Genomic DNA, 17,465 nt, shown 5'->3' with positions numbered 1-17,465 from the left:
AGTGTTATTTAAAGTAGTCCTGTTGTTTTAAGTGGAAACTTAAATACACCAATGCAATCGCAATTAAGGTCACTGCAATAGGCATAAAAATAGCGCTAACGCCAAACAAGCTGATGCTATTAATAATCATAAAATTATAGTATTGCTGAGCTAAAACCGCTGCCAAAGAGATTATTAATGTTAATGTGGCTAGTGACTTTTTGAATAATAAAAGTACGCACCCTAATGCGCCGCCAAATACTGCAATAGCAAACGCTAAAGTAGCCCATAGAGGTTGGCTGTTATAAGCAAGTTGTTGTTCTTGTGGGAGTTTACTTACCATTTCGGGTGTTAATAATAGCTGCATGATAAATGCAAAAACACCTAATATATTCCATAACAGGGTGGTAATAAGTACGGGTTTTATCCAGCGGTTTGCAGTGTTTTCTGACATGTAAGCATCGATTTTTTATTATTGATATTCTATTAAAGAATAAAAAAGCCAGTGATGCAAACTGGCTTTTAATAACACATATGACGTAAGCGAATGTTAGCCAAACGAAATAGGACGACGACCCGTTTTTTCATCCACTTTAGGTTTTTTAGTACGTTTGCGCTTATTTTTAGCCGGCTCTGTTGTTGCTACTGGCGCGGCTTTTTCTGCTGTAACTGTTTCATCAATAACAGGACGCTCTGCAGGAGTTGCATCTTCACTTAGCGTCAGTTGGAACAACTCGCCATCAAATGTAAGAACATCGCCACTGTATAATTTTTTCCGTTTAATTGTACAAATTTCATGGTTAACACCTACATAGCCACCGCTAATTAGATTTTTTGCTTGGCCACCACCTTCAACTAGATCTAATACTTTTAATAATTTACAAAGCTCTATAGGCTCTTCTTCTAATTCAATTTCTATATATTCTTCGTTCATCATGTTTCTCTGTGGGGGTGCCATTAGCTGTAGTATAAAGGCTAGCTGGTTATTTTGCACCAAAGTGCGTTTGTTAGATGCGATGATTGTGCATTTTTTATGAAACTTTTTACCTCTTTCATTTGTCTTTAAAAAAACTGAAGTAATTCAAGACTACACTTCGCGTGAAAAAAATTACACATTGGCGCGCTTATTGCCAATATCTGTCGTAAAAAGAGATTGAATATAAAAAGTGGAGTAAAACATGGGCATAAGATTAGCGATGAAAAAAGAGCTAATGGGCTTAGACAATTCAGATATGTTAACTGCTGATGATGTTAGAAAGCATTTGGCTCAGCAGGTACAAGAAGACACTGAGCGTGGTTTTTCAGTTATCTCCAAGTTTAATGACACCCATAGTCAGTTAGTCAGCGGGCTTAAAACCAAACAAAGCGAGCTGGTATTTGAACGACATCGTTTATTTAATGAAGTACTTTATAATCGCCAGAGTGTTGATGCATGGTTAAATAACCAAATAAATTAAATTGCCATTTTAAATCACCCTTATAGACTACGCTTGTAATCGATTGGGGGTGATAATGAAAAATGGAATTTTAATATGTATATTGGTGTTTTTATTAGCTGCGTGCCAGCGACCTACTGTTTATGTTTTTATTGAAAACTTGCAAGGTGAACAGCGCAACCAGCTAGATGCTGCACTAAATGCACAAACTCTTTCCTATGAATATGTAGAACTAGCAATCCCATCAGATTTTGGTGAGGCCACATTACTACTCTCAAGCGATAAAATTTACCCCAAAGAGACGGAGCAACTTGCAGCTATAATGCAAGAGTTAGGGTACGCGCCACAAGTTAATTATACAAGTCGTTCAAATCATTTTTATGGTGATGGCAATATAGGCTTTTATTTAAAAAATGCTGATGCCAATAGAAATTTTGTTATGCCTAAACAGCTGAGAACAACTCATTGCAGCGAAGATAAATACAATGATTTAGCAGTCAAATTTGCAAATGAAGCTGTTGAGTTTACATTACCAAGTGGCGCAATCGTGAGGCTAAACTGGGAATATTTATATGGTTATGTTGTTGTTTATTTTAAAGACTATTCGCAAACATACAGTCATTCGCAGCCGCTTGTAAATACCCCCTTTGGCGCCAAGCCGTCAGATACCTACACATATACCGCAAGCGTTAACACCCCAGGTTGGCTTGATTGCTCACTACAAATTGTTTATATGGACTGATTTAACCGTGGGTTTCTATATGTTCGCTTAGTTTAGCTATGCGCAGGCTCATTCCTTCAATAATACGGTCTTTAATTTTTTCGCGTATAACATTAGGTAGGCGGGTAAGGGCATCGGCAGTAATAGCCAGTACGATGGCATTTTCTTTGGCGCGTGCATTAATGCTGCGCTCTCGGTTATTAATAAACGCGCCTTCACCAATAAATTCACCAGGCTCTATACTACCCAGTTCCAGTAGGTGACTATGCTTAAACACCATCAAAGAGCCACTGAGGACAATAAAAAGTCGCTTGTCATTATCAAACTCTTTAAATAAAAACTGATTTTTACTTACTAAGTATAATAATCCAAACGACTCTAAAAGAATTTGACGTTCATTAAGCGTGAACTCTTTAAAGAATTCTAAGCGATTTATAATTTCCATTTGCTTAAACAAAGGGATGTTTTCAATTAACTTCATCAATAACCTAGGGCGCTAGCCTTATAAAATATCAGCTAATATTGCGCTCTTTTAATTTACGGGTCAACGTATTGCGACCCCAACCAATTTTTACCGCGGCTTCTTGCTTATGGCCTGAACAATTAGCGAGTGCTGTTTTTATTAAGCGGGTTTCCAGCTGGGCTTGAATATCCGGCCAAATATTTTCTTTACCTTGTTTAAACTCTTGATTAAGCCATTGCTGAAATGAATCTAGCCAATCGCCTTCTTGAGTTGCGGCGGCATTATCAATAATTTCAGGGGGTAAATCTTGCTCACCAATCAGCTCCCCAGGTGCCATTACGGTTAACCATCGACAGGTGTTTTCAAGCTGGCGAACATTTCCTGGCCAATTAAATAAACACAGTTGTTTAATCGCTTTAGGGCTAAGTACTTTACTATCTACTTGCAGGTCTTTTGCACTTTTATGTAAAAAGTGTAGCGCTAAGCGTTCTATGTCTTCGGGGCGCTCGCGTAGAGCCGGCAAGCGTAAGCGAACCACGTTTAAACGATGAAATAAGTCATCTCTAAACTTACCTTGTTTTACCAGCTCTTCTAAATTTTGGTGAGTGGCAGCAATGATGCGCACATCCACTTTTATACTTTGATGGCCGCCAACGCGGTAAAACTCGCCATCGGCTAATACGCGTAACAAGCGGGTTTGTACATCAAGTGGCATATCACCTATTTCATCCAAAAATAAGGTACCGCCATTGGCTTGTTCAAAGCGCCCTTTACGCACGCTATCGGCCCCCGTAAAAGCGCCTTTTTCATGGCCAAATAATTCAGACTCAACTAACTCTTTAGGAATAGCGGCCATATTAAGAGCAATAAATTGGTTTTCTTTACGCGGGCTGTGATTGTGCAAGGCGCTGGCAACCAACTCTTTACCGGTACCTGATTCACCATTGATGAGTACGCTCATACTGGATGCTGAGAGTTTGCCTATAGCACGAAACACTTCCTGCATAGCAGGGGCTTCGCCAATAATATGAGCGCTTTTGGGTGGCGCGCTTTTTCGTTTGGTTTTTTTGGTCGAATTAGCACGATAGGCGCTTTCCACTAGCGCAACGGCTTCATTTAAATCAAACGGTTTAGCTAAGTACTCAAACGCACCTTTTTGAAAAGCATTAACCGCTGAGTCTAAATCAGAGTGTGCGGTCATAATAATAACGGGTAGGCCAGGGGTTTGCTCAGCTATCAGCTCAAGTAACGCCATCCCGTCCATCCCCGGCATTCTTACATCTGAAATTAACACACTGGGTTGACTAAATTTTAGTGCATTAAGAACGTTTTGCGCATCTGCAAAGCTTTCTACTTCAAACCCTGCGCGAGTCAGTGCTTTTTCTAGTACAAAGCGAATTGAGGCATCATCATCTACAAGCCAAGCTGTTTTCATGCAAACTCCAAAGTATTAATCTGTAAATGGCAGATAAATATTAAATTCAGTATGTCCTGGCCAACTATCGCATTCGATATAGCCATCATGTTGATCAATCAAGGTTTGCGCTATAGATAATCCAAGTCCCGAGCCACCTTCTTTATTAGTGGTCATAGGGTAAAATAAGGTGTCGCGTAAATTAGCATCAATACCTGGGCCGTTATCCATTACTTGAATAAGCAATGCCTTTTTAGGGGCTTTTCCCGGACGACGATGCTGATAATTAATCCGTGTTTTTATTTTTATTTCGCCACCATCCACCAATGCCTGTTGCGCATTACGCACAATATTAAGCACCACTTGTTGAACCTTGCTCTGATCAATATAGACATCAGGAATACTCGGGTCGTAGTCTTTAACTAACCGAATATCGCGGTTGTTATCTAACGTACTGAGTTTAACAACCGACTCTAATGTTTGATGTATATTGCCATACGATTTTTGCGGTAGTTGGTTAGGCCCAAGGAGTCTATCAACTAATTCACGCAACCGATCGGCTTGTTCAATTATCAGTTCTGCACATTGATCTCTTTCTTGTTGATCACCCTCATACTGCAATAATTGCGCCGCCCCGCGAATTCCACCCAGCGGGTTTTTAATTTCATGGGCTAAACCGCGAATTAAGTTACGTGCAGCTTGGTATTGATGCATTTGATTTGAGACTTGGTCATGTTTTATTTCGTCATCGGTTTGTCGACATTCAAATAAAATATAATAGGTGTCGTTATGTTTTATTCGCCGAGTACTCACCGCTAATTTTGCATGGCGAGAATCGATAAACACCACGTCAGCCCTGTGCTGGTGGCAGTCTACACCATCAACTAACGAGTACTGTGCAATGCGTTTTAAGTCGATAGAATGGTAGTTAAATAAATCGTCGAATGCTTGTCCTAGCAAACGTTTTTCGCCTAAGCCAAGTAATTCACTGGCACTGGTGTTAGCGTAAATAAGCTGAAAGCTTTCATCAAGTAACATCAGGGCAGTGGTTTGGTTTTGCCAAATTATATTCAGTAGCTCTGGGCTAAAATGTGTTTTATTAATCATCATTGCACCATTTTAGTGCGCCTGGGAAGGTAGGCAAGGTTTTTAGAAAATATACGCTAAACACGCGTACTTAATTGTAATTATCGACCTATGTTAAGGCCTTTACGGTGCATAAAAAATACACTGTCAGGACTGGTTGCAATTACCTGATTTTGTTTATTATAAAGTTTAACTTGCAGTGTGTGTTGGCCTCGCTCCACATCTCTTAACGCCAGTGTAGTGGTGTCACTAGGTTCACCAATGGCAACGCCATTTAAAAATAAACCAATGGTAAATCCAGCTTCAAATCGAGGAGCAACACGGGTAGAGACATACACAGAGCCGGTGTTTTCCCTGATAGTTTGGTTTGGTTCAGGCGATGAAATACTAATACTAAACTTTACTGCTGTTTTAGTAGGAGCAGTATCAAGAATATCGGTGTTTGTAGCGGGCATGCTGAGATGTTGGCTCGTGAGTTTAACCTCTTTAGCGCCAGGCTGAGGAGTATCTGAAAAAACCAGCACCCCATTTTTGTCTTTCCATGCGTAAATTTTTTTATCGCTCGCATGGCTATTAAGGCTTAACATTAAAGCTATTAATAGCAACAAAATCTTACCTACCATCCAGCTATCCTGCATTGTTTAAACTAACTTCACTTTAGTGTAGAACCGTTAAATTTACCATAAAAAAAGCCCGCAAAGCGGGCTTAAAACACACATTATTTATCGGTTAATAAATTAACAGCTGTAGTACATTTCAAACTCAACTGGGTGAGTTGTCACGTTAAGTTTTTCAACTTCTTTTGACTTAAGTGCGATGTAAGCATCGATTAAGTCATTGGTGAATACACCACCTTGGTTTAAGAATTCACGGTCTGAATCAAGCGCAGCTAATGCTTCATCTAATGAAGAAGCAACTGTTGGAATTTCTGCCGCTTCTTCAGCTGGTAAGTCGTATAAGTCCTTGTCCATAGCATCGCCAGGGTGGATCTTGTTTTTAATTCCGTCAAGGCCAGCCATAAGCATTGCAGAGAAAGCAAGGTATGGGTTAGCTGTTGGATCTGGGAAGCGTACTTCGATACGACGACCTTTTGCAGATGGAACCACTGGAATACGGATTGATGCCGAACGGTTACGAGCCGAGTATGCAAGCATTACCGGTGCTTCAAAACCAGGTACTAAACGTTTGTACGAGTTAGTTGACGCGTTAGCAAAAGCGTTGATCGCTTTAGCATGTTTGATAATACCGCCAATGTAGTAAAGTGCATCTTCAGAAAGTCCGCCGTATTTATCACCTGCGAATAAGTTTACGCCATCTTTTGCTAAAGACTGGTGACAGTGCATACCAGAACCGTTATCACCAACAACCGGCTTAGGCATAAACGTTGCCGTTTTACCGTAAAGGTGAGCCATGTTGTGGATAACATATTTCATTTCTTGGATTTCATCGGCTTTTAACACCATAGTGTTAAAGCGCGTTGCAATTTCGTTTTGACCGGCAGTCGCCACTTCGTGGTGATGCGCTTCAACAACTTGACCCATTTCTTCTAAAACTAGGCACGTTGCAGAACGCCAATCTTGGAAATCATCAACAGGTGCAACTGGGAAGTAACCGCCTTTAACACCTGGGCGATGGCCTGTGTTGCCATCTGCATATTCTTTATCTGAGTTCCAAGCTGCTTGCTTAGAATCAATTTTGTACATTGAACCAGACATGTCAGATTTGTATTTAACGTCGTCAAATACGAAAAACTCTGGTTCTGGGCCAAATAAAACAGTGTCAGCAATACCCGTAGAGCGCATGTACTCTTCAGCGCGCTTAGCAACTGAGCGAGGGTCGCGTTCGTAACCTTGTAATGTAGAAGGTTCAACCACGTCACAACGAACGATTAGGGTTGTTTCTTCTGTGAAAGGGTCAAGTTTAATTGAATCTGCATCTGGTAGTAACACCATGTCTGATTCGTTGATGCCTTTCCAGCCAGCAATTGAAGAACCGTCAAACATCTTTCCATCTTCAAAAAAGTCTTCATCAACTTGATGATGAGGAATAGAAACATGTTGCTCTTTACCTTTTGTGTCAGTAAAGCGTAAATCAATGAACTTAACGTCATTTTCTTTAATAAAATCTAAAACCGATTGTGACATGTGTCCTCCAACTATTGGGTTTTATTATTGCTGCTTAGATACGTTGAATATATACAAGCTGATTTTGTGCCACTATTATAATTATTTGTTTTTTATGTAAAAAAATATAAATAAAATAAAGGTGATATAGATTAAGCACCATCTTAGTGCGTAATTTTTCCAAAATGGTGCAATATTTACAAAGCAATAATTGCTTGTAAATTAATCACCTTAGACTAGCACAAAGAAAATGCAAAATACGCAGTAAAGTCGCTTTAAATTAACCCAAAACCATCTTTTTATATAAATATCTAAAAATTAATTATCATAATTAATTATTTTAAAACAATGGGTTAATTATTTTATTGAGAAAGTTTGAAATTTTATTTTGGATAAACTTTCATCCATTCCATTTATAGGGGATAATATGCGCCCTTTTAAATCCTATGCTGGGACATCTCGTGAAAGCGCAGGTGAGAACGTATAGCCCCTGCAGGATCAATGAGATTCAATTTCTCTGAGTGAATATATGAGCATCGAAAAGTTAAGAAATATAGCAATTATCGCCCACGTTGACCACGGTAAAACAACACTGGTTGATAAACTACTTGAGCAATCAGGTACATTAGAAACACGCGGCGGTAATGAAGAGCGCGTGATGGATTCAAACGACATTGAAAAAGAACGTGGTATTACCATTTTAGCGAAAAACACCGCTATCTCATGGAATGATTACCATATCAATATCGTAGATACTCCTGGACACGCCGACTTCGGTGGTGAAGTTGAACGCGTACTTTCGATGGCTGACTCAGTATTACTACTTGTTGATGCTCAGGAAGGTCCAATGCCACAAACGCGTTTCGTAACGCAAAAGGCATTCGCGCAAGGCTTAAAGCCAATCGTTGTTATCAATAAAATTGATAAGCCAGGTGCTCGCCCTGATTGGGTTATGGATCAAATCTTTGATTTATTCGACAACCTAGGCGCAACTGATGAACAGTTAGACTTTAAAGTAATCTACGCATCAGCAATCAATGGTTGGGCTACATTAGATTTAGACGAAGCATCTGATAACATGGAACCTATGTTCAAGATGATCGTTGACGAAGTATCACCACCGGATGCAGATCCTGAAGGTGACTTCCAAATGCAGATCTCACAGCTTGATTACAACTCTTATAAAGGTGTAATTGGCATTGGTCGTATCAAACGCGGTTCAGTTGTACCTAACCAACAAGTTACGGTTATTAGCGCTGACGGGTCTAAACGTAACGGTAAAATTGGTTCAGTACAAAGCTACTTAGGTCTTGAGCGTATTGACACTGACAAAGCTTACGCTGGTAACATCGTAACGGTAACGGGTCTTGGCGAGCTTAAGATTTCAGATACGCTTTGTTGTCCTAACAACGTTGAAGCATTACCTCCACTAAGTGTTGATGAGCCAACAGTAACGATGACGTTCTCTGTAAATAACTCACCTTTCTGTGGTAAAGAAGGTAAGTTTGTAACATCACGTAATATCCGTGAGCGTTTAGACAAAGAGCTAGTACACAACGTTGCACTTCGCGTTGCAGACACTGATAACCCAGATAGCTTCCGTGTATCGGGTCGTGGTGAATTACACTTAGGTATCTTAATCGAGAACATGCGTCGTGAAGGTTACGAGTTAGCTGTATCTCGTCCAGAAGTTATCTTACGTACTGTTGATGGTGTGTTAGAAGAACCGTATGAAACACTAACAATTGACTGTCAAGAAGAGCACCAGGGTTCTATCATGGAACAAATTGGTCTTCGTAAGGGTGAGCTTACTGATATGGCCCCAGATGGTAAAGGCCGTATGCGTTTGGACTTTATGATCCCAAGCCGTGGTTTAATCGGTTTCCAAACTGAGTTCATGACGTTAACATCGGGTTCTGGTTTACTTTACCATACGTTCGATCACTACGGTCCGCACAAAGGTGGCGAGCTAGGTGTTCGTAAGAACGGTGTAATGATTGCAAATGCAACAGGTAAAGCACTAACTAACGCATTATTTAACTTACAAGAGCGCGGCCGTTTATTCATCGGTCACGGTGTTGAAGTATACGAAGGTATGGTTATCGGTATTCATAGCCGTGATAACGACCTTACAGTTAATGCGCTTAAAGGTAAGCAACTTACTAACGTTCGTGCATCTGGTACCGATGAAGCACAAACACTAACACCAGCTCTTAACTATTCACTTGAGCAAGCGCTTGAGTTTATTGCTGATGATGAGTTAGTAGAAGTTACACCTGAGAACATTCGTATTCGTAAACGTCATTTAACTGAAAATGAGCGTAAACGTGCGGGGCGTGCGCCTAAGTCATAATCTATTAATTTAGAATCATGATTTTAAAAGCCGCTGTATTGCAAAATACAGCGGCTTTTTTGTGGGTGAAAACAAGCGCTATTAGCTATAAGTCGTCAGCTGTCAGATTAGAACAGTGTCATTGAATCGCTTGGTATTAATATGGCTATTAGGTGAAAGCCGCTAGACTTTATAAACCATGCAACATATTGTTTTTCCTCTAAAAGCGCTGCGCCTCTTATCCTCTTTGTGAATAATTCACTTAAAAATGTTTGCACAAAGAGAAGGGAATGAAAAGTAAAAGAGGAAGGGCTTAAAGCAGACGATAATGAAAAGCAGCTGTTTTTGTTGGTAGGGTATGTTTTCGTTGGGTTTCGCTTCGCTCAACCCAAGCTACACGCTAACTTACATCACTTTTTTGGTAGTAGAGTGATTTTGCCAAATACACTGGCGTCGATAAATCCACGGTTTCTGTCACCGTTCACTGGCTGTACTTCGTGTGAGCCCATAAAGTGTTCACGTACTTCGCTACCATCGTTATCGCAGTAGGCGAGCATAAAACCAATGACGTGTTTTTCAGTTAATTTAAGCGGTGTATTTTTTGCGCCTTGTTGATAATCATTCGGGTAGAGTTTTATCGCCACTTCCCATGTGATGTTATAGGGCGCAGTGGTATTACGCTTCCAGTTACTAACTAAATGGTCGGTATATAAATGCGCTTTTTTATCAGGACCATAATCGGCTGCTTGGTTATCAAGGCCAATGTGATAAGCAAACGCGGTATGATTAAACTGATGATTCCCACCCGATGCGTCACTATCTATAAACACTTCTAAGGCATCATCATCCCAGTATTTATCAGTTGGATCTGGGTGAGTATCAATCAGCACATCGTCACTAATATCTGCTTGTAAATACAAGTAGTTTTCATCCCACAGAAGGCGGTAGCGGCCTTTAAAATCGGCCTCTGATGAGGGAAGTGCGCCATCCATTAGGTGCGGCATAGGATGCCATGTGGCGCTATCCCATGTACTTTCAGAGACACCATCAATAATAATAGCTGTTGATGTATGACTAACTTCAATAGCCATAAGTGGTTGGGTGAAAAGTAAACTAAAAGCGAGTAGTGTTTTTTTCATTAATAAGCTCATCAATTAAAGATGATTTAGCTTGGCTTAAATAGCAATTAAAAACAATCTCATAGTTGTATTTATTATATTAACTTATTGCCCCAGTTATGCTTGTTTTTAATGCCAACATTAATAAATGCGCGCTTTCACCCGACATTTTAAAAGGGTTAAAGTCAATGTTACCCGAGTATTTTAGATTAAGTAATTCGGTTGGCTGTGATTGCGGCACATAGCCCATTGACCATGTTTCAAACTCTCTTTCGGGAATTTGGGTATAGTTGAGCATAATTACATTGTGGTGGCGTTTGTCATTTAATATTTGTTGATAGGTATTATTAACAGCGGTTCTGGAGCCTTCAAGGCATTGTAAAAAGTACTCATTACTAAAACATAACATGCCGGTGACATTTGTTTTTACATTGTAGGTTCGCGCACTTTGTAAGATACTTTCTATATCTTCTGGCCCAAAACCACTACTTATTTTACTGGCGTAAATGAGTCGCACAAGAAACATAAAACCCCCTGACTGTTTAGTTAATTAAAGATAGTTCAGTGAGGGGGTTATTACTAATTATGTAAACGCATTTTGCGTAAATGACTAATTAAAGCTGGATGCTTTCACCTTCATTTAAAATATACAGAGGGATCTTCGAATCCATTTTTTTATGCATATGCAATAAGCGCAGTAGTGCAGAGTGGCTGCTGTGATCGCCCATCTTCCAACTTGAGTTACCATAGCCCCACGGTATCATTACTTTACAGTTAAGCGCTTGTGCTGCGGTTAATGCATCCTCAGGAGTGGTATGTACATAACGGTACCAGTTGCCGTTCTCTTTATGGTAATAAGAGGCAATAGGCATTAAGCATACATCGATATCGCCATATTTTTGCTGTATATCGTTAAAGTGTTTTGAATAACCAGTGTCGCCTGCAAAAAATAAAGTGCTGCCACTTTGCTCAAGTAACCAGCCATTCCATAGGTCTTTATTATTATCTTCATAAATAAAAGGCACTAACACACGGTTACTAAAATGATGCGCAGGTAGCGCATGAATGGTTAGATCATCAATTTTAGTTTTTGCATACCATGCCATTTCACTAATGTTAAAGCCACCTGTTGGAAAGTTATCAGCCATGCCAAGGGGGGTTAGGTAGCGAGGCTGATTACCAATTTCTTCAATATCGGCTTTATTGAAATGATCGTAGTGAATGTGAGAATACATAACGGCGACTAAGTTTTTCAATTCATTGTCAGTGAGCCAGTCGCCAGGCTTGCGATAAAATCCCGATGTAAGGCGAAAAGCTAAATCAATAGGCGAGTCAAATTGCTCTTTTACGGGATCAAATACAACTTGTTGGCCATTCGGGGTTTTGATCACAAAGCCTGCGTGTCCGAGCCAACGAATAGTAAAGCCCGCATTAACCTGCGGATTTTTTTGCTGACCTTGATATTGGCAATTTTCAGCCTCTGTTTCACAAACTAAGTTATTGTTTTTTGGGTAGCAATCAGTTTCACAGCTAACAGGATAACTTTTTTTGCCTGGGTAGAGGTTGTGGTAGCGCCCAGCTTGCTCACCTTGTTGATGAAGTGGAATAACGGTATTAGGGCCAGCAATAACCTCAATATTATTCGCAGTGCTGCATGCAACGAGCACACTGGAGGCGATGATTAAGCTAAGTGTATGTATTTTCATAATTCATTTTTAGTTGTTATTTTTATCTTACTGAAAGTGTAACAAAAGCAGTTTGCTAAAAAAGGACAAAAAAGTAACAAAAAGTGTGTATAAAAAAGCCCGCTATTTTTAGCGGGCTCAGTTTAATAGGTTAAATATTTAGGATTTATTCATTTGCTCAATAAATTTATTTGAGTCTTCAATCGATTTGTTCATATCATTCATTAATAACTGAATATCGCGCTTTAAGTTAGTAAATTCACCTTTGATAGCCGCTACCGCTTGCGCATTTAAGTTATGCTTTAAATACAATACGTTGTCTTTTAAAGATGATAATACCGGCTCCATTTTACTCTCGGCGCTGCGCATTGAGCGAAGTAACTGGTCGAATTGACGTTGTGTTGCTGCTAACTTTTTGCTGCTTTCACGTTTAAGTGAGGCACTTTTGTATTGCTCTAACTCATCATTCCACTCATCAAATAAAGCTTCTGCTACGTCTTCAACTTTATTAATGTTACTTGATACTTCGTTTGCCGCTTGAAGGCTTGACTCGTAGTCGTCATTAAGTTGATTGTAAGCATCTTGCAATTCACCGCCATCAAAATTAATGAGTGTAGTTAAACGCTCAAGTGCTGATTGAAATTCTTGTTGAGACTCTTGTTGTGAGTCTTTTGTTTCTTCTACGCGGTCAATCAAAATATCACGCTTATGAACACCTACTTTTTCCATTGCCGAATAATAAGCAGACTGACAACCAGAGAGCATCAGCATTAACGCAAGTATGGTTGTCCCTAAAAATGTTTGTTTTTTCATCTGAATTCCTATTTACGAGTGTTAATGCTGTAAATTATGGCCTTGATTGTTATTATAATCAAAAGCTCACCAACAAAGTTAATTGTATGAATGATAAGCTCTCCCATTATAAACAGCAAGTTAAGGCGTTTTTAAAACTGCAACCAGGCTGGTGGATGCAATATTTTAATCGCTGTATTGACGATCAAATAACCATTAATGCAGGGTATTTAGCGTACGTTACTTTACTTTCGTTAGTCCCACTTATTGCTGTAGGTGTGGCAATATTTTCTGCTTTTCCAGGATTTGAGTCGACCCGTTTAGCCATTGAGAGCTTTTTGTTTACTAACTTTGTGCCGACCTCTTCTGGTGTTATTAAAGAGCATATTAGCTCGTTTGCTAGTAACGCTAATCAAATGACGGCAGTAGGTATTGGCTTTTTAGCAGCCATTGCCTTGCTACTTATTCGTAATGTAGATGCCACGTTAAACCGTATTTGGCGAGTAAAGAAAAAACGCCCGATGATGATATCGTTTGCCGTATATTGGATGGTACTCAGCTTAGGGCCCGTATTACTGGGCGCCAGTATCGGTGTAACCTCATATATTGTGTCGTTGGTATCGTTTGCCGATCAGGGGATCCCAGGGTTTAGTGGTTTCTTGTTAAAGCTACTACCGTACGCTATCTCTATGGCCGGTTTTATTATGCTTTACACCTTAGTGCCTAATACTCGCGTTTCGTTTAAAGCAGCCGTTCCCGGTGCGCTATTTGCTGCCATGTTATTTGAGCTAACCAAAAAAGGCTTTGCTTTGTACATTAGCCATTTTCCATCATACGAAGTGATTTATGGTGCGGTAGCAACCATTCCTATTTTGTTTGTATGGGTTTACTTGTCGTGGGTCGTGGTGCTACTAGGCGCTGAATTCACCGTGTGTATTAACATGCAGCATTACAATAAAAAAGATCAACAAGCAGAGGATACAGAGTAAATGCAGGGATTAATTCAACGAGTAACACACGCTAATGTGGTGATAGACCAACAGCTTGTCGGTGAAATTAAACAAGGCATTGTATTATTGCTGGGGGTTGAAAAAGAAGATGATGAAAGCAGCGCTGATAAACTATTACACAAAGTCACCAATTACCGTATTTTTAATGACGAAAACGATAAAATGAATCTCAGCCTTAAAGACATACAAGGCGAACTGTTAGTCGTATCGCAATTTACGCTCGCAGCCAATACAAAAAAAGGCATGCGGCCTAGCTTTTCATCGGCAGCTACACCAGACCAAGCGCAAGCGCTATATAATTACTTTGTAGAGCAGGCTAAATTACTCGGTATTAAGGTCGCGACCGGTGAATTTGCAGCCGATATGCAGGTGAGTTTATGTAACGATGGGCCGGTTACCTTTAATTTAACCGCTTAACGTGCTTTTTCTACAATCACAATATGATTAACAAAGCCGGTAATTTTTTGAATACTAATAGCCTTCCCAAATACAGTCAGTAGTACATGTTGTAACTGAGTGAGTTGTGATGAGTGCTGCGATAAAAAGTTAATAAATAAGATGCCCTGTTGATCAAGTGCATCATAAATTGTTTGATAAAAGCATGAATCAAATAAAAATCGCGGGGCGTCTAATTCACTAAATAAATCTAAAATGACCCAGTCCATATGCTCTGCTGATTTTAAAATTGTTTGCGCATCCTCGCAATGAATCTGTTGTTGTTCACTGGGGGCAAAAAATTGTTGATAACAGTCAATAATATGGGGGCTTTTCTCTACTGAAGTAACCTGCACTTGAGGATACTGTTCTAATAAGTAATTACGAATGGCACCGCCACCTAACCCCAGTTCGAGTACTTTTTTAGGCGCAGGTAGCTGTTGCCAAGCCGTTGCTAAATAAGCAAGGTGTGGAAACAGTAATGCATGTGGTTTTGCTTTTAAAATAACAGACTGCAACGTGTTATTAATGAGTAGCCAGCGAAGTTGTTGATACTCTCTTACTTGTATGTGCTCACCATGCTGATTATGCCAATAAAGTAACTGGCCTAGCGATGAACTATGCTCAATAAAATGTTGGCTGATCAGGCCACTACTGCAATGGATATATTTATTCATGCTATTGAGCATAAACCAGCAGAGGTAAATCGCAACGGCTTTTGTCATTAATTTTTTACAGCTGTTTTCTCAGCACCAAAGTCTTATTTGCAGTTTTATCCAGATCGAGTATGGTGTTTTTCACAAAATGCACAGCGTAATATTTTACATTTTTAATTTATGGAGTATGTATGTTTCAAGTGAGCACCCCACAAAGTAGTGAAGACTGGCAAGCCTATTACCAATTACGCTGGCAGGTTTTACGTGCCCCATGGGGCGAACCTCGGGGCTCTGAGCAAGACGATTTAGAGCAAGAGGCTGAGCATCGCTTCATTAAAAATAAAGAGGGTGAAGTATTGGGTGTGGCTCGTTTGCACTTTAATAATCAGCAACAAGCTCAAGTACGTTATATGGCGGTTGCAGAGGGTAACCGTAATCAACATATTGGTAGCCGCTTGTTACATGAACTCGAAAAAATAGCGTGGAATCAAGATGCTGATGAATTAGTGTTGTTTGCTCGCGAACGTGCACTGGAATTTTATCAGCGCCATGGCTATGAAAATAAAGAAAAAGCACATTTGGCTTATGGTGATGTACAGCATTATAAAATGGTTAAGCTCAAACCGAGTGAACCAGGTTGGTTTCGCCACCCAAATTGGACTCAAGTACTGCAAAACACATGGCGTGAATCAATCCCCATTAGTGATGCAATGGGAATAAAAGTTGAAAGTTACACAGATTGGCAATTTACTACTCGTGCAGATTTAAATGCTAACTTAAATTTACACAACACTATGTTTGCAGGCTCTATTTATAGCCTAGCTACATTAACGGGTTGGGGTGCAACGTATTTAGCATTAAAAGAAGCCGGGCTTGAAGGGAATATCGTGTTAGCAGATGCCAACATTAAGTATTTAAAGCCACTGAATACTGACCCTAAGGGCTGTGTGAATATTCAAACCTGTAAAGGGAACTTAAATGAGTTACAAGATGCGGGTAAAGCAAGTTACCTAGTGCCGGTAACCATTTTTGATGGTGACGAGGTGGTTGCTCAATTTGAAGGGCAGTTTGTGGTTAAAAAATAATAAGAATAAACGAAAAAGCCAAGCGAGTTGCTTGGCTTTTTTTATAAGCATTTTTTACAGTAAATCTGTCAGTAATATACCCACACCAAAGCGTTCGATATCGGTGTTATAGTCTATCAAGCTCTCGCCATAGCCATTAAAATATTGTGCGTAGCCGCGAACTCTTCCCCATAATGGGAATGACCAATCAAGCTGAATTGCCCCGCGGTTATCTGAATTTAAATTATTACGGGTCATAAAACTAAATTCATGATCGTGAAAGCGATACGCGCCACCAAATTCAAAGTAACCCATGTATTTATAGATATCAGGGTTATCGTCACCTCGTGCATCTAACGGCGCAGGCTTTTTGTTTTCAGGAATGCGATACCAAGGTTTAAAGCTAAATACAAAGCCGTCTTTTTCCCAAATGAAATCGGCATAAATGCGATTCCAAGAACGCGAGTTTGGCTGACTACGACCATTAGATTGGTGCGAAATACCAATGGCTATTGCCATTTCATCGCCCCATAAAACGTTTTCAGGGTCTAAGTAATTAATCCAAAATACTTCTGGCTCGTAGTTGGTTTCACGAAAAGGGGAAGAAATATCGTCGTTATATACTTGCCAGTATGACTGCAAAGTAAAGCCAAAAAATATCGCTTGGTCTGAATCGGCAAACTCATCATACAAAGGCACTTTAATTGATAGCTGATATTTAGCTTCTAAGTTATCAAGTGGGTCGCCATCTTTTTTATCGGTTAACTCTGCAAATCCATCAAACGGGCGAGTGTTTGGGTTCGACATATAAGAAACAGGTAAAATATAATTACGTTTATGCGGGGTAATTACATTACGATTTTTTTTACCAACCGCTTCACGGGCTTGGCGTTTGTCGATAGCCGTTAGCTGCTTGCTTTCTTCAACGGCAGAACACTTTTTACGTAATTGATCGAGGGTTTGCTTACCGTCTCCACCTATCACTTCATTTAATATACATTGTTTAACCAGCTCAAGTTCATTGTTTTGCTCGTTTTTTGCTGTTTCTTCAGCAATAACAGCAGTACTTAGTAATGTTGAGAGTAGTATCCAGTGGCGCCAACTCATTATAATTCCTTTGTAAGTGAGGGAAGTAACAGATTTGTAGTGAT

The 17,465-nt window shown here is 39.8% G+C and carries 19 protein-coding genes; 6 read left to right on the top strand and 13 right to left on the bottom strand.

What is annotated here, in order from left to right:
• Positions 1–4: 4 nt before the first annotated feature.
• Positions 5–433: a hypothetical protein gene (locus ACTRWE_RS07570; RefSeq protein ID WP_462879764.1), complete on the bottom strand. Its 429-nt coding sequence runs from the start codon at positions 431–433 to the stop codon at positions 5–7.
• Between the two features lie 96 nt (positions 434–529).
• Entirely contained in the window at positions 530–913 is a 384-nt protein-coding gene (locus ACTRWE_RS07565; protein WP_013463789.1) for an RNA-binding S4 domain-containing protein, read from the bottom strand.
• A gap of 244 nt (positions 914–1,157) precedes the next feature.
• Between ACTRWE_RS07565 and ACTRWE_RS07560 the strand changes: the two genes are divergently transcribed.
• Together ACTRWE_RS07560 and ACTRWE_RS07555 are read left to right on the top strand one after the other, a co-directional pair.
• On the top strand, positions 1,158–1,436 hold the full coding sequence (locus ACTRWE_RS07560; protein ID WP_013463790.1) for a hypothetical protein: 279 nt from the start codon (positions 1,158–1,160) through the stop codon (positions 1,434–1,436).
• Positions 1,437–1,491: 55 nt separating this feature from the next.
• Entirely contained in the window at positions 1,492–2,157 is a 666-nt protein-coding gene (locus ACTRWE_RS07555; RefSeq protein ID WP_462879763.1) for a putative periplasmic lipoprotein, read from the top strand.
• Position 2,158: 1 nt separating this feature from the next.
• On the opposite strand, the gene ACTRWE_RS07550 is transcribed toward ACTRWE_RS07555, so the two are convergent.
• The 5 genes from ACTRWE_RS07550 to glnA form a co-directional block, all read right to left on the bottom strand.
• Positions 2,159–2,617, bottom strand: coding sequence for a Crp/Fnr family transcriptional regulator (locus tag ACTRWE_RS07550; protein ID WP_013463792.1), 459 nt, complete (start codon positions 2,615–2,617; stop codon positions 2,159–2,161).
• A 31-nt stretch (positions 2,618–2,648) separates the two neighbouring features.
• Complete coding sequence (gene ntrC, locus ACTRWE_RS07545; RefSeq protein WP_010391999.1) at positions 2,649–4,034, bottom strand: nitrogen regulation protein NR(I); 1,386 nt, start codon at positions 4,032–4,034, stop codon at positions 2,649–2,651.
• A gap of 15 nt (positions 4,035–4,049) precedes the next feature.
• Positions 4,050–5,120, bottom strand: a complete 1,071-nt coding sequence (gene glnL / locus ACTRWE_RS07540) for a nitrogen regulation protein NR(II) (RefSeq protein ID WP_013463793.1) — start codon at positions 5,118–5,120, stop codon at positions 4,050–4,052.
• 80 nt (positions 5,121–5,200) lie between these two features.
• Positions 5,201–5,722, bottom strand: a complete 522-nt coding sequence (locus tag ACTRWE_RS07535; RefSeq protein ID WP_028835925.1) for a DUF4124 domain-containing protein — start codon at positions 5,720–5,722, stop codon at positions 5,201–5,203.
• A gap of 114 nt (positions 5,723–5,836) precedes the next feature.
• Positions 5,837–7,243: a glutamate--ammonia ligase gene (gene glnA, locus ACTRWE_RS07530; protein ID WP_462879762.1), complete on the bottom strand. Its 1,407-nt coding sequence runs from the start codon at positions 7,241–7,243 to the stop codon at positions 5,837–5,839.
• A gap of 508 nt (positions 7,244–7,751) precedes the next feature.
• Between glnA and typA the strand changes: the two genes are divergently transcribed.
• Positions 7,752–9,575 (top strand): translational GTPase TypA, encoded by a 1,824-nt coding sequence (gene typA, locus ACTRWE_RS07525; protein WP_013463797.1) that lies wholly within the window; start codon positions 7,752–7,754, stop codon positions 9,573–9,575.
• A gap of 389 nt (positions 9,576–9,964) precedes the next feature.
• Here typA and ACTRWE_RS07520 read toward each other — a convergent pair whose 3' ends face one another.
• The 4 genes from ACTRWE_RS07520 to ACTRWE_RS07505 form a co-directional block, all read right to left on the bottom strand.
• Positions 9,965–10,693: a CBM9 family sugar-binding protein gene (locus ACTRWE_RS07520; protein WP_462879761.1), complete on the bottom strand. Its 729-nt coding sequence runs from the start codon at positions 10,691–10,693 to the stop codon at positions 9,965–9,967.
• Between the two features lie 79 nt (positions 10,694–10,772).
• Positions 10,773–11,198, bottom strand: a complete 426-nt coding sequence (locus tag ACTRWE_RS07515) for a BLUF domain-containing protein (RefSeq protein ID WP_462879760.1) — start codon at positions 11,196–11,198, stop codon at positions 10,773–10,775.
• Between the two features lie 88 nt (positions 11,199–11,286).
• Positions 11,287–12,378: an MBL fold metallo-hydrolase gene (locus ACTRWE_RS07510; protein ID WP_462879759.1), complete on the bottom strand. Its 1,092-nt coding sequence runs from the start codon at positions 12,376–12,378 to the stop codon at positions 11,287–11,289.
• Between the two features lie 138 nt (positions 12,379–12,516).
• Complete coding sequence (locus ACTRWE_RS07505) at positions 12,517–13,170, bottom strand: DUF2959 domain-containing protein (RefSeq protein WP_013463802.1); 654 nt, start codon at positions 13,168–13,170, stop codon at positions 12,517–12,519.
• Positions 13,171–13,256: 86 nt separating this feature from the next.
• Between ACTRWE_RS07505 and ACTRWE_RS07500 the strand changes: the two genes are divergently transcribed.
• Both ACTRWE_RS07500 and dtd read left to right on the top strand, forming a co-directional pair.
• Positions 13,257–14,138: a virulence factor BrkB family protein gene (locus tag ACTRWE_RS07500; protein WP_013463803.1), complete on the top strand. Its 882-nt coding sequence runs from the start codon at positions 13,257–13,259 to the stop codon at positions 14,136–14,138.
• Positions 14,139–14,576, top strand: a complete 438-nt coding sequence (gene dtd, locus ACTRWE_RS07495) for a D-aminoacyl-tRNA deacylase (RefSeq protein WP_033102725.1) — start codon at positions 14,139–14,141, stop codon at positions 14,574–14,576.
• Here the strand turns inward: dtd and ACTRWE_RS07490 are convergent.
• Positions 14,573–15,319 (bottom strand): spermidine synthase, encoded by a 747-nt coding sequence (locus ACTRWE_RS07490; RefSeq protein ID WP_462879758.1) that lies wholly within the window; start codon positions 15,317–15,319, stop codon positions 14,573–14,575. The two genes, dtd and ACTRWE_RS07490, sit on opposite strands and share 4 nt — an antisense overlap.
• Positions 15,320–15,441: 122 nt before the next feature.
• Between ACTRWE_RS07490 and ACTRWE_RS07485 the strand changes: the two genes are divergently transcribed.
• The gene (locus ACTRWE_RS07485; RefSeq protein ID WP_462879757.1) at positions 15,442–16,335 is read left to right on the top strand and encodes a bifunctional GNAT family N-acetyltransferase/hotdog fold thioesterase; all 894 of its coding nucleotides are present in this window, start codon (positions 15,442–15,444) and stop codon (positions 16,333–16,335) included.
• A 54-nt stretch (positions 16,336–16,389) separates the two neighbouring features.
• Here the strand turns inward: ACTRWE_RS07485 and ACTRWE_RS07480 are convergent, their stop codons facing one another.
• Entirely contained in the window at positions 16,390–17,421 is a 1,032-nt protein-coding gene (locus ACTRWE_RS07480) for a phospholipase A (RefSeq protein WP_462879756.1), read from the bottom strand.
• Positions 17,422–17,465 lie beyond the last annotated feature (44 nt).

Source organism: Pseudoalteromonas sp. G5_S1_54_S4 (assembly GCF_054968565.1).
This window is presented reverse-complemented; position numbering and strand designations above follow the sequence as displayed.

What these genes read in the sequence shown, in the direction of transcription:
- ACTRWE_RS07570 (WP_462879764.1), bottom strand. Translation starts at nt 433, where the DNA reads ATGTCAGAAAACACTGCAAACCGCTGGATAAAACCCGTACTTATTACC.
- ACTRWE_RS07565 (WP_013463789.1), bottom strand. Translation starts at nt 913, where the DNA reads ATGAACGAAGAATATATAGAAATTGAATTAGAAGAAGAGCCTATAGAG.
- ACTRWE_RS07560 (WP_013463790.1), top strand. Translation starts at nt 1,158, where the DNA reads ATGGGCATAAGATTAGCGATGAAAAAAGAGCTAATGGGCTTAGACAAT.
- ACTRWE_RS07555 (WP_462879763.1), top strand. Translation starts at nt 1,492, where the DNA reads ATGAAAAATGGAATTTTAATATGTATATTGGTGTTTTTATTAGCTGCG.
- ACTRWE_RS07550 (WP_013463792.1), bottom strand. Translation starts at nt 2,617, where the DNA reads ATGAAGTTAATTGAAAACATCCCTTTGTTTAAGCAAATGGAAATTATA.
- ntrC (WP_010391999.1), bottom strand. Translation starts at nt 4,034, where the DNA reads ATGAAAACAGCTTGGCTTGTAGATGATGATGCCTCAATTCGCTTTGTA.
- glnL (WP_013463793.1), bottom strand. Translation starts at nt 5,120, where the DNA reads ATGATTAATAAAACACATTTTAGCCCAGAGCTACTGAATATAATTTGG.
- ACTRWE_RS07535 (WP_028835925.1), bottom strand. Translation starts at nt 5,722, where the DNA reads ATGGTAGGTAAGATTTTGTTGCTATTAATAGCTTTAATGTTAAGCCTT.
- glnA (WP_462879762.1), bottom strand. Translation starts at nt 7,243, where the DNA reads ATGTCACAATCGGTTTTAGATTTTATTAAAGAAAATGACGTTAAGTTC.
- typA (WP_013463797.1), top strand. Translation starts at nt 7,752, where the DNA reads ATGAGCATCGAAAAGTTAAGAAATATAGCAATTATCGCCCACGTTGAC.
- ACTRWE_RS07520 (WP_462879761.1), bottom strand. Translation starts at nt 10,693, where the DNA reads ATGAAAAAAACACTACTCGCTTTTAGTTTACTTTTCACCCAACCACTT.
- ACTRWE_RS07515 (WP_462879760.1), bottom strand. Translation starts at nt 11,198, where the DNA reads ATGTTTCTTGTGCGACTCATTTACGCCAGTAAAATAAGTAGTGGTTTT.
- ACTRWE_RS07510 (WP_462879759.1), bottom strand. Translation starts at nt 12,378, where the DNA reads ATGAAAATACATACACTTAGCTTAATCATCGCCTCCAGTGTGCTCGTT.
- ACTRWE_RS07505 (WP_013463802.1), bottom strand. Translation starts at nt 13,170, where the DNA reads ATGAAAAAACAAACATTTTTAGGGACAACCATACTTGCGTTAATGCTG.
- ACTRWE_RS07500 (WP_013463803.1), top strand. Translation starts at nt 13,257, where the DNA reads ATGAATGATAAGCTCTCCCATTATAAACAGCAAGTTAAGGCGTTTTTA.
- dtd (WP_033102725.1), top strand. Translation starts at nt 14,139, where the DNA reads ATGCAGGGATTAATTCAACGAGTAACACACGCTAATGTGGTGATAGAC.
- ACTRWE_RS07490 (WP_462879758.1), bottom strand. Translation starts at nt 15,319, where the DNA reads ATGACAAAAGCCGTTGCGATTTACCTCTGCTGGTTTATGCTCAATAGC.
- ACTRWE_RS07485 (WP_462879757.1), top strand. Translation starts at nt 15,442, where the DNA reads ATGTTTCAAGTGAGCACCCCACAAAGTAGTGAAGACTGGCAAGCCTAT.
- ACTRWE_RS07480 (WP_462879756.1), bottom strand. Translation starts at nt 17,421, where the DNA reads ATGAGTTGGCGCCACTGGATACTACTCTCAACATTACTAAGTACTGCT.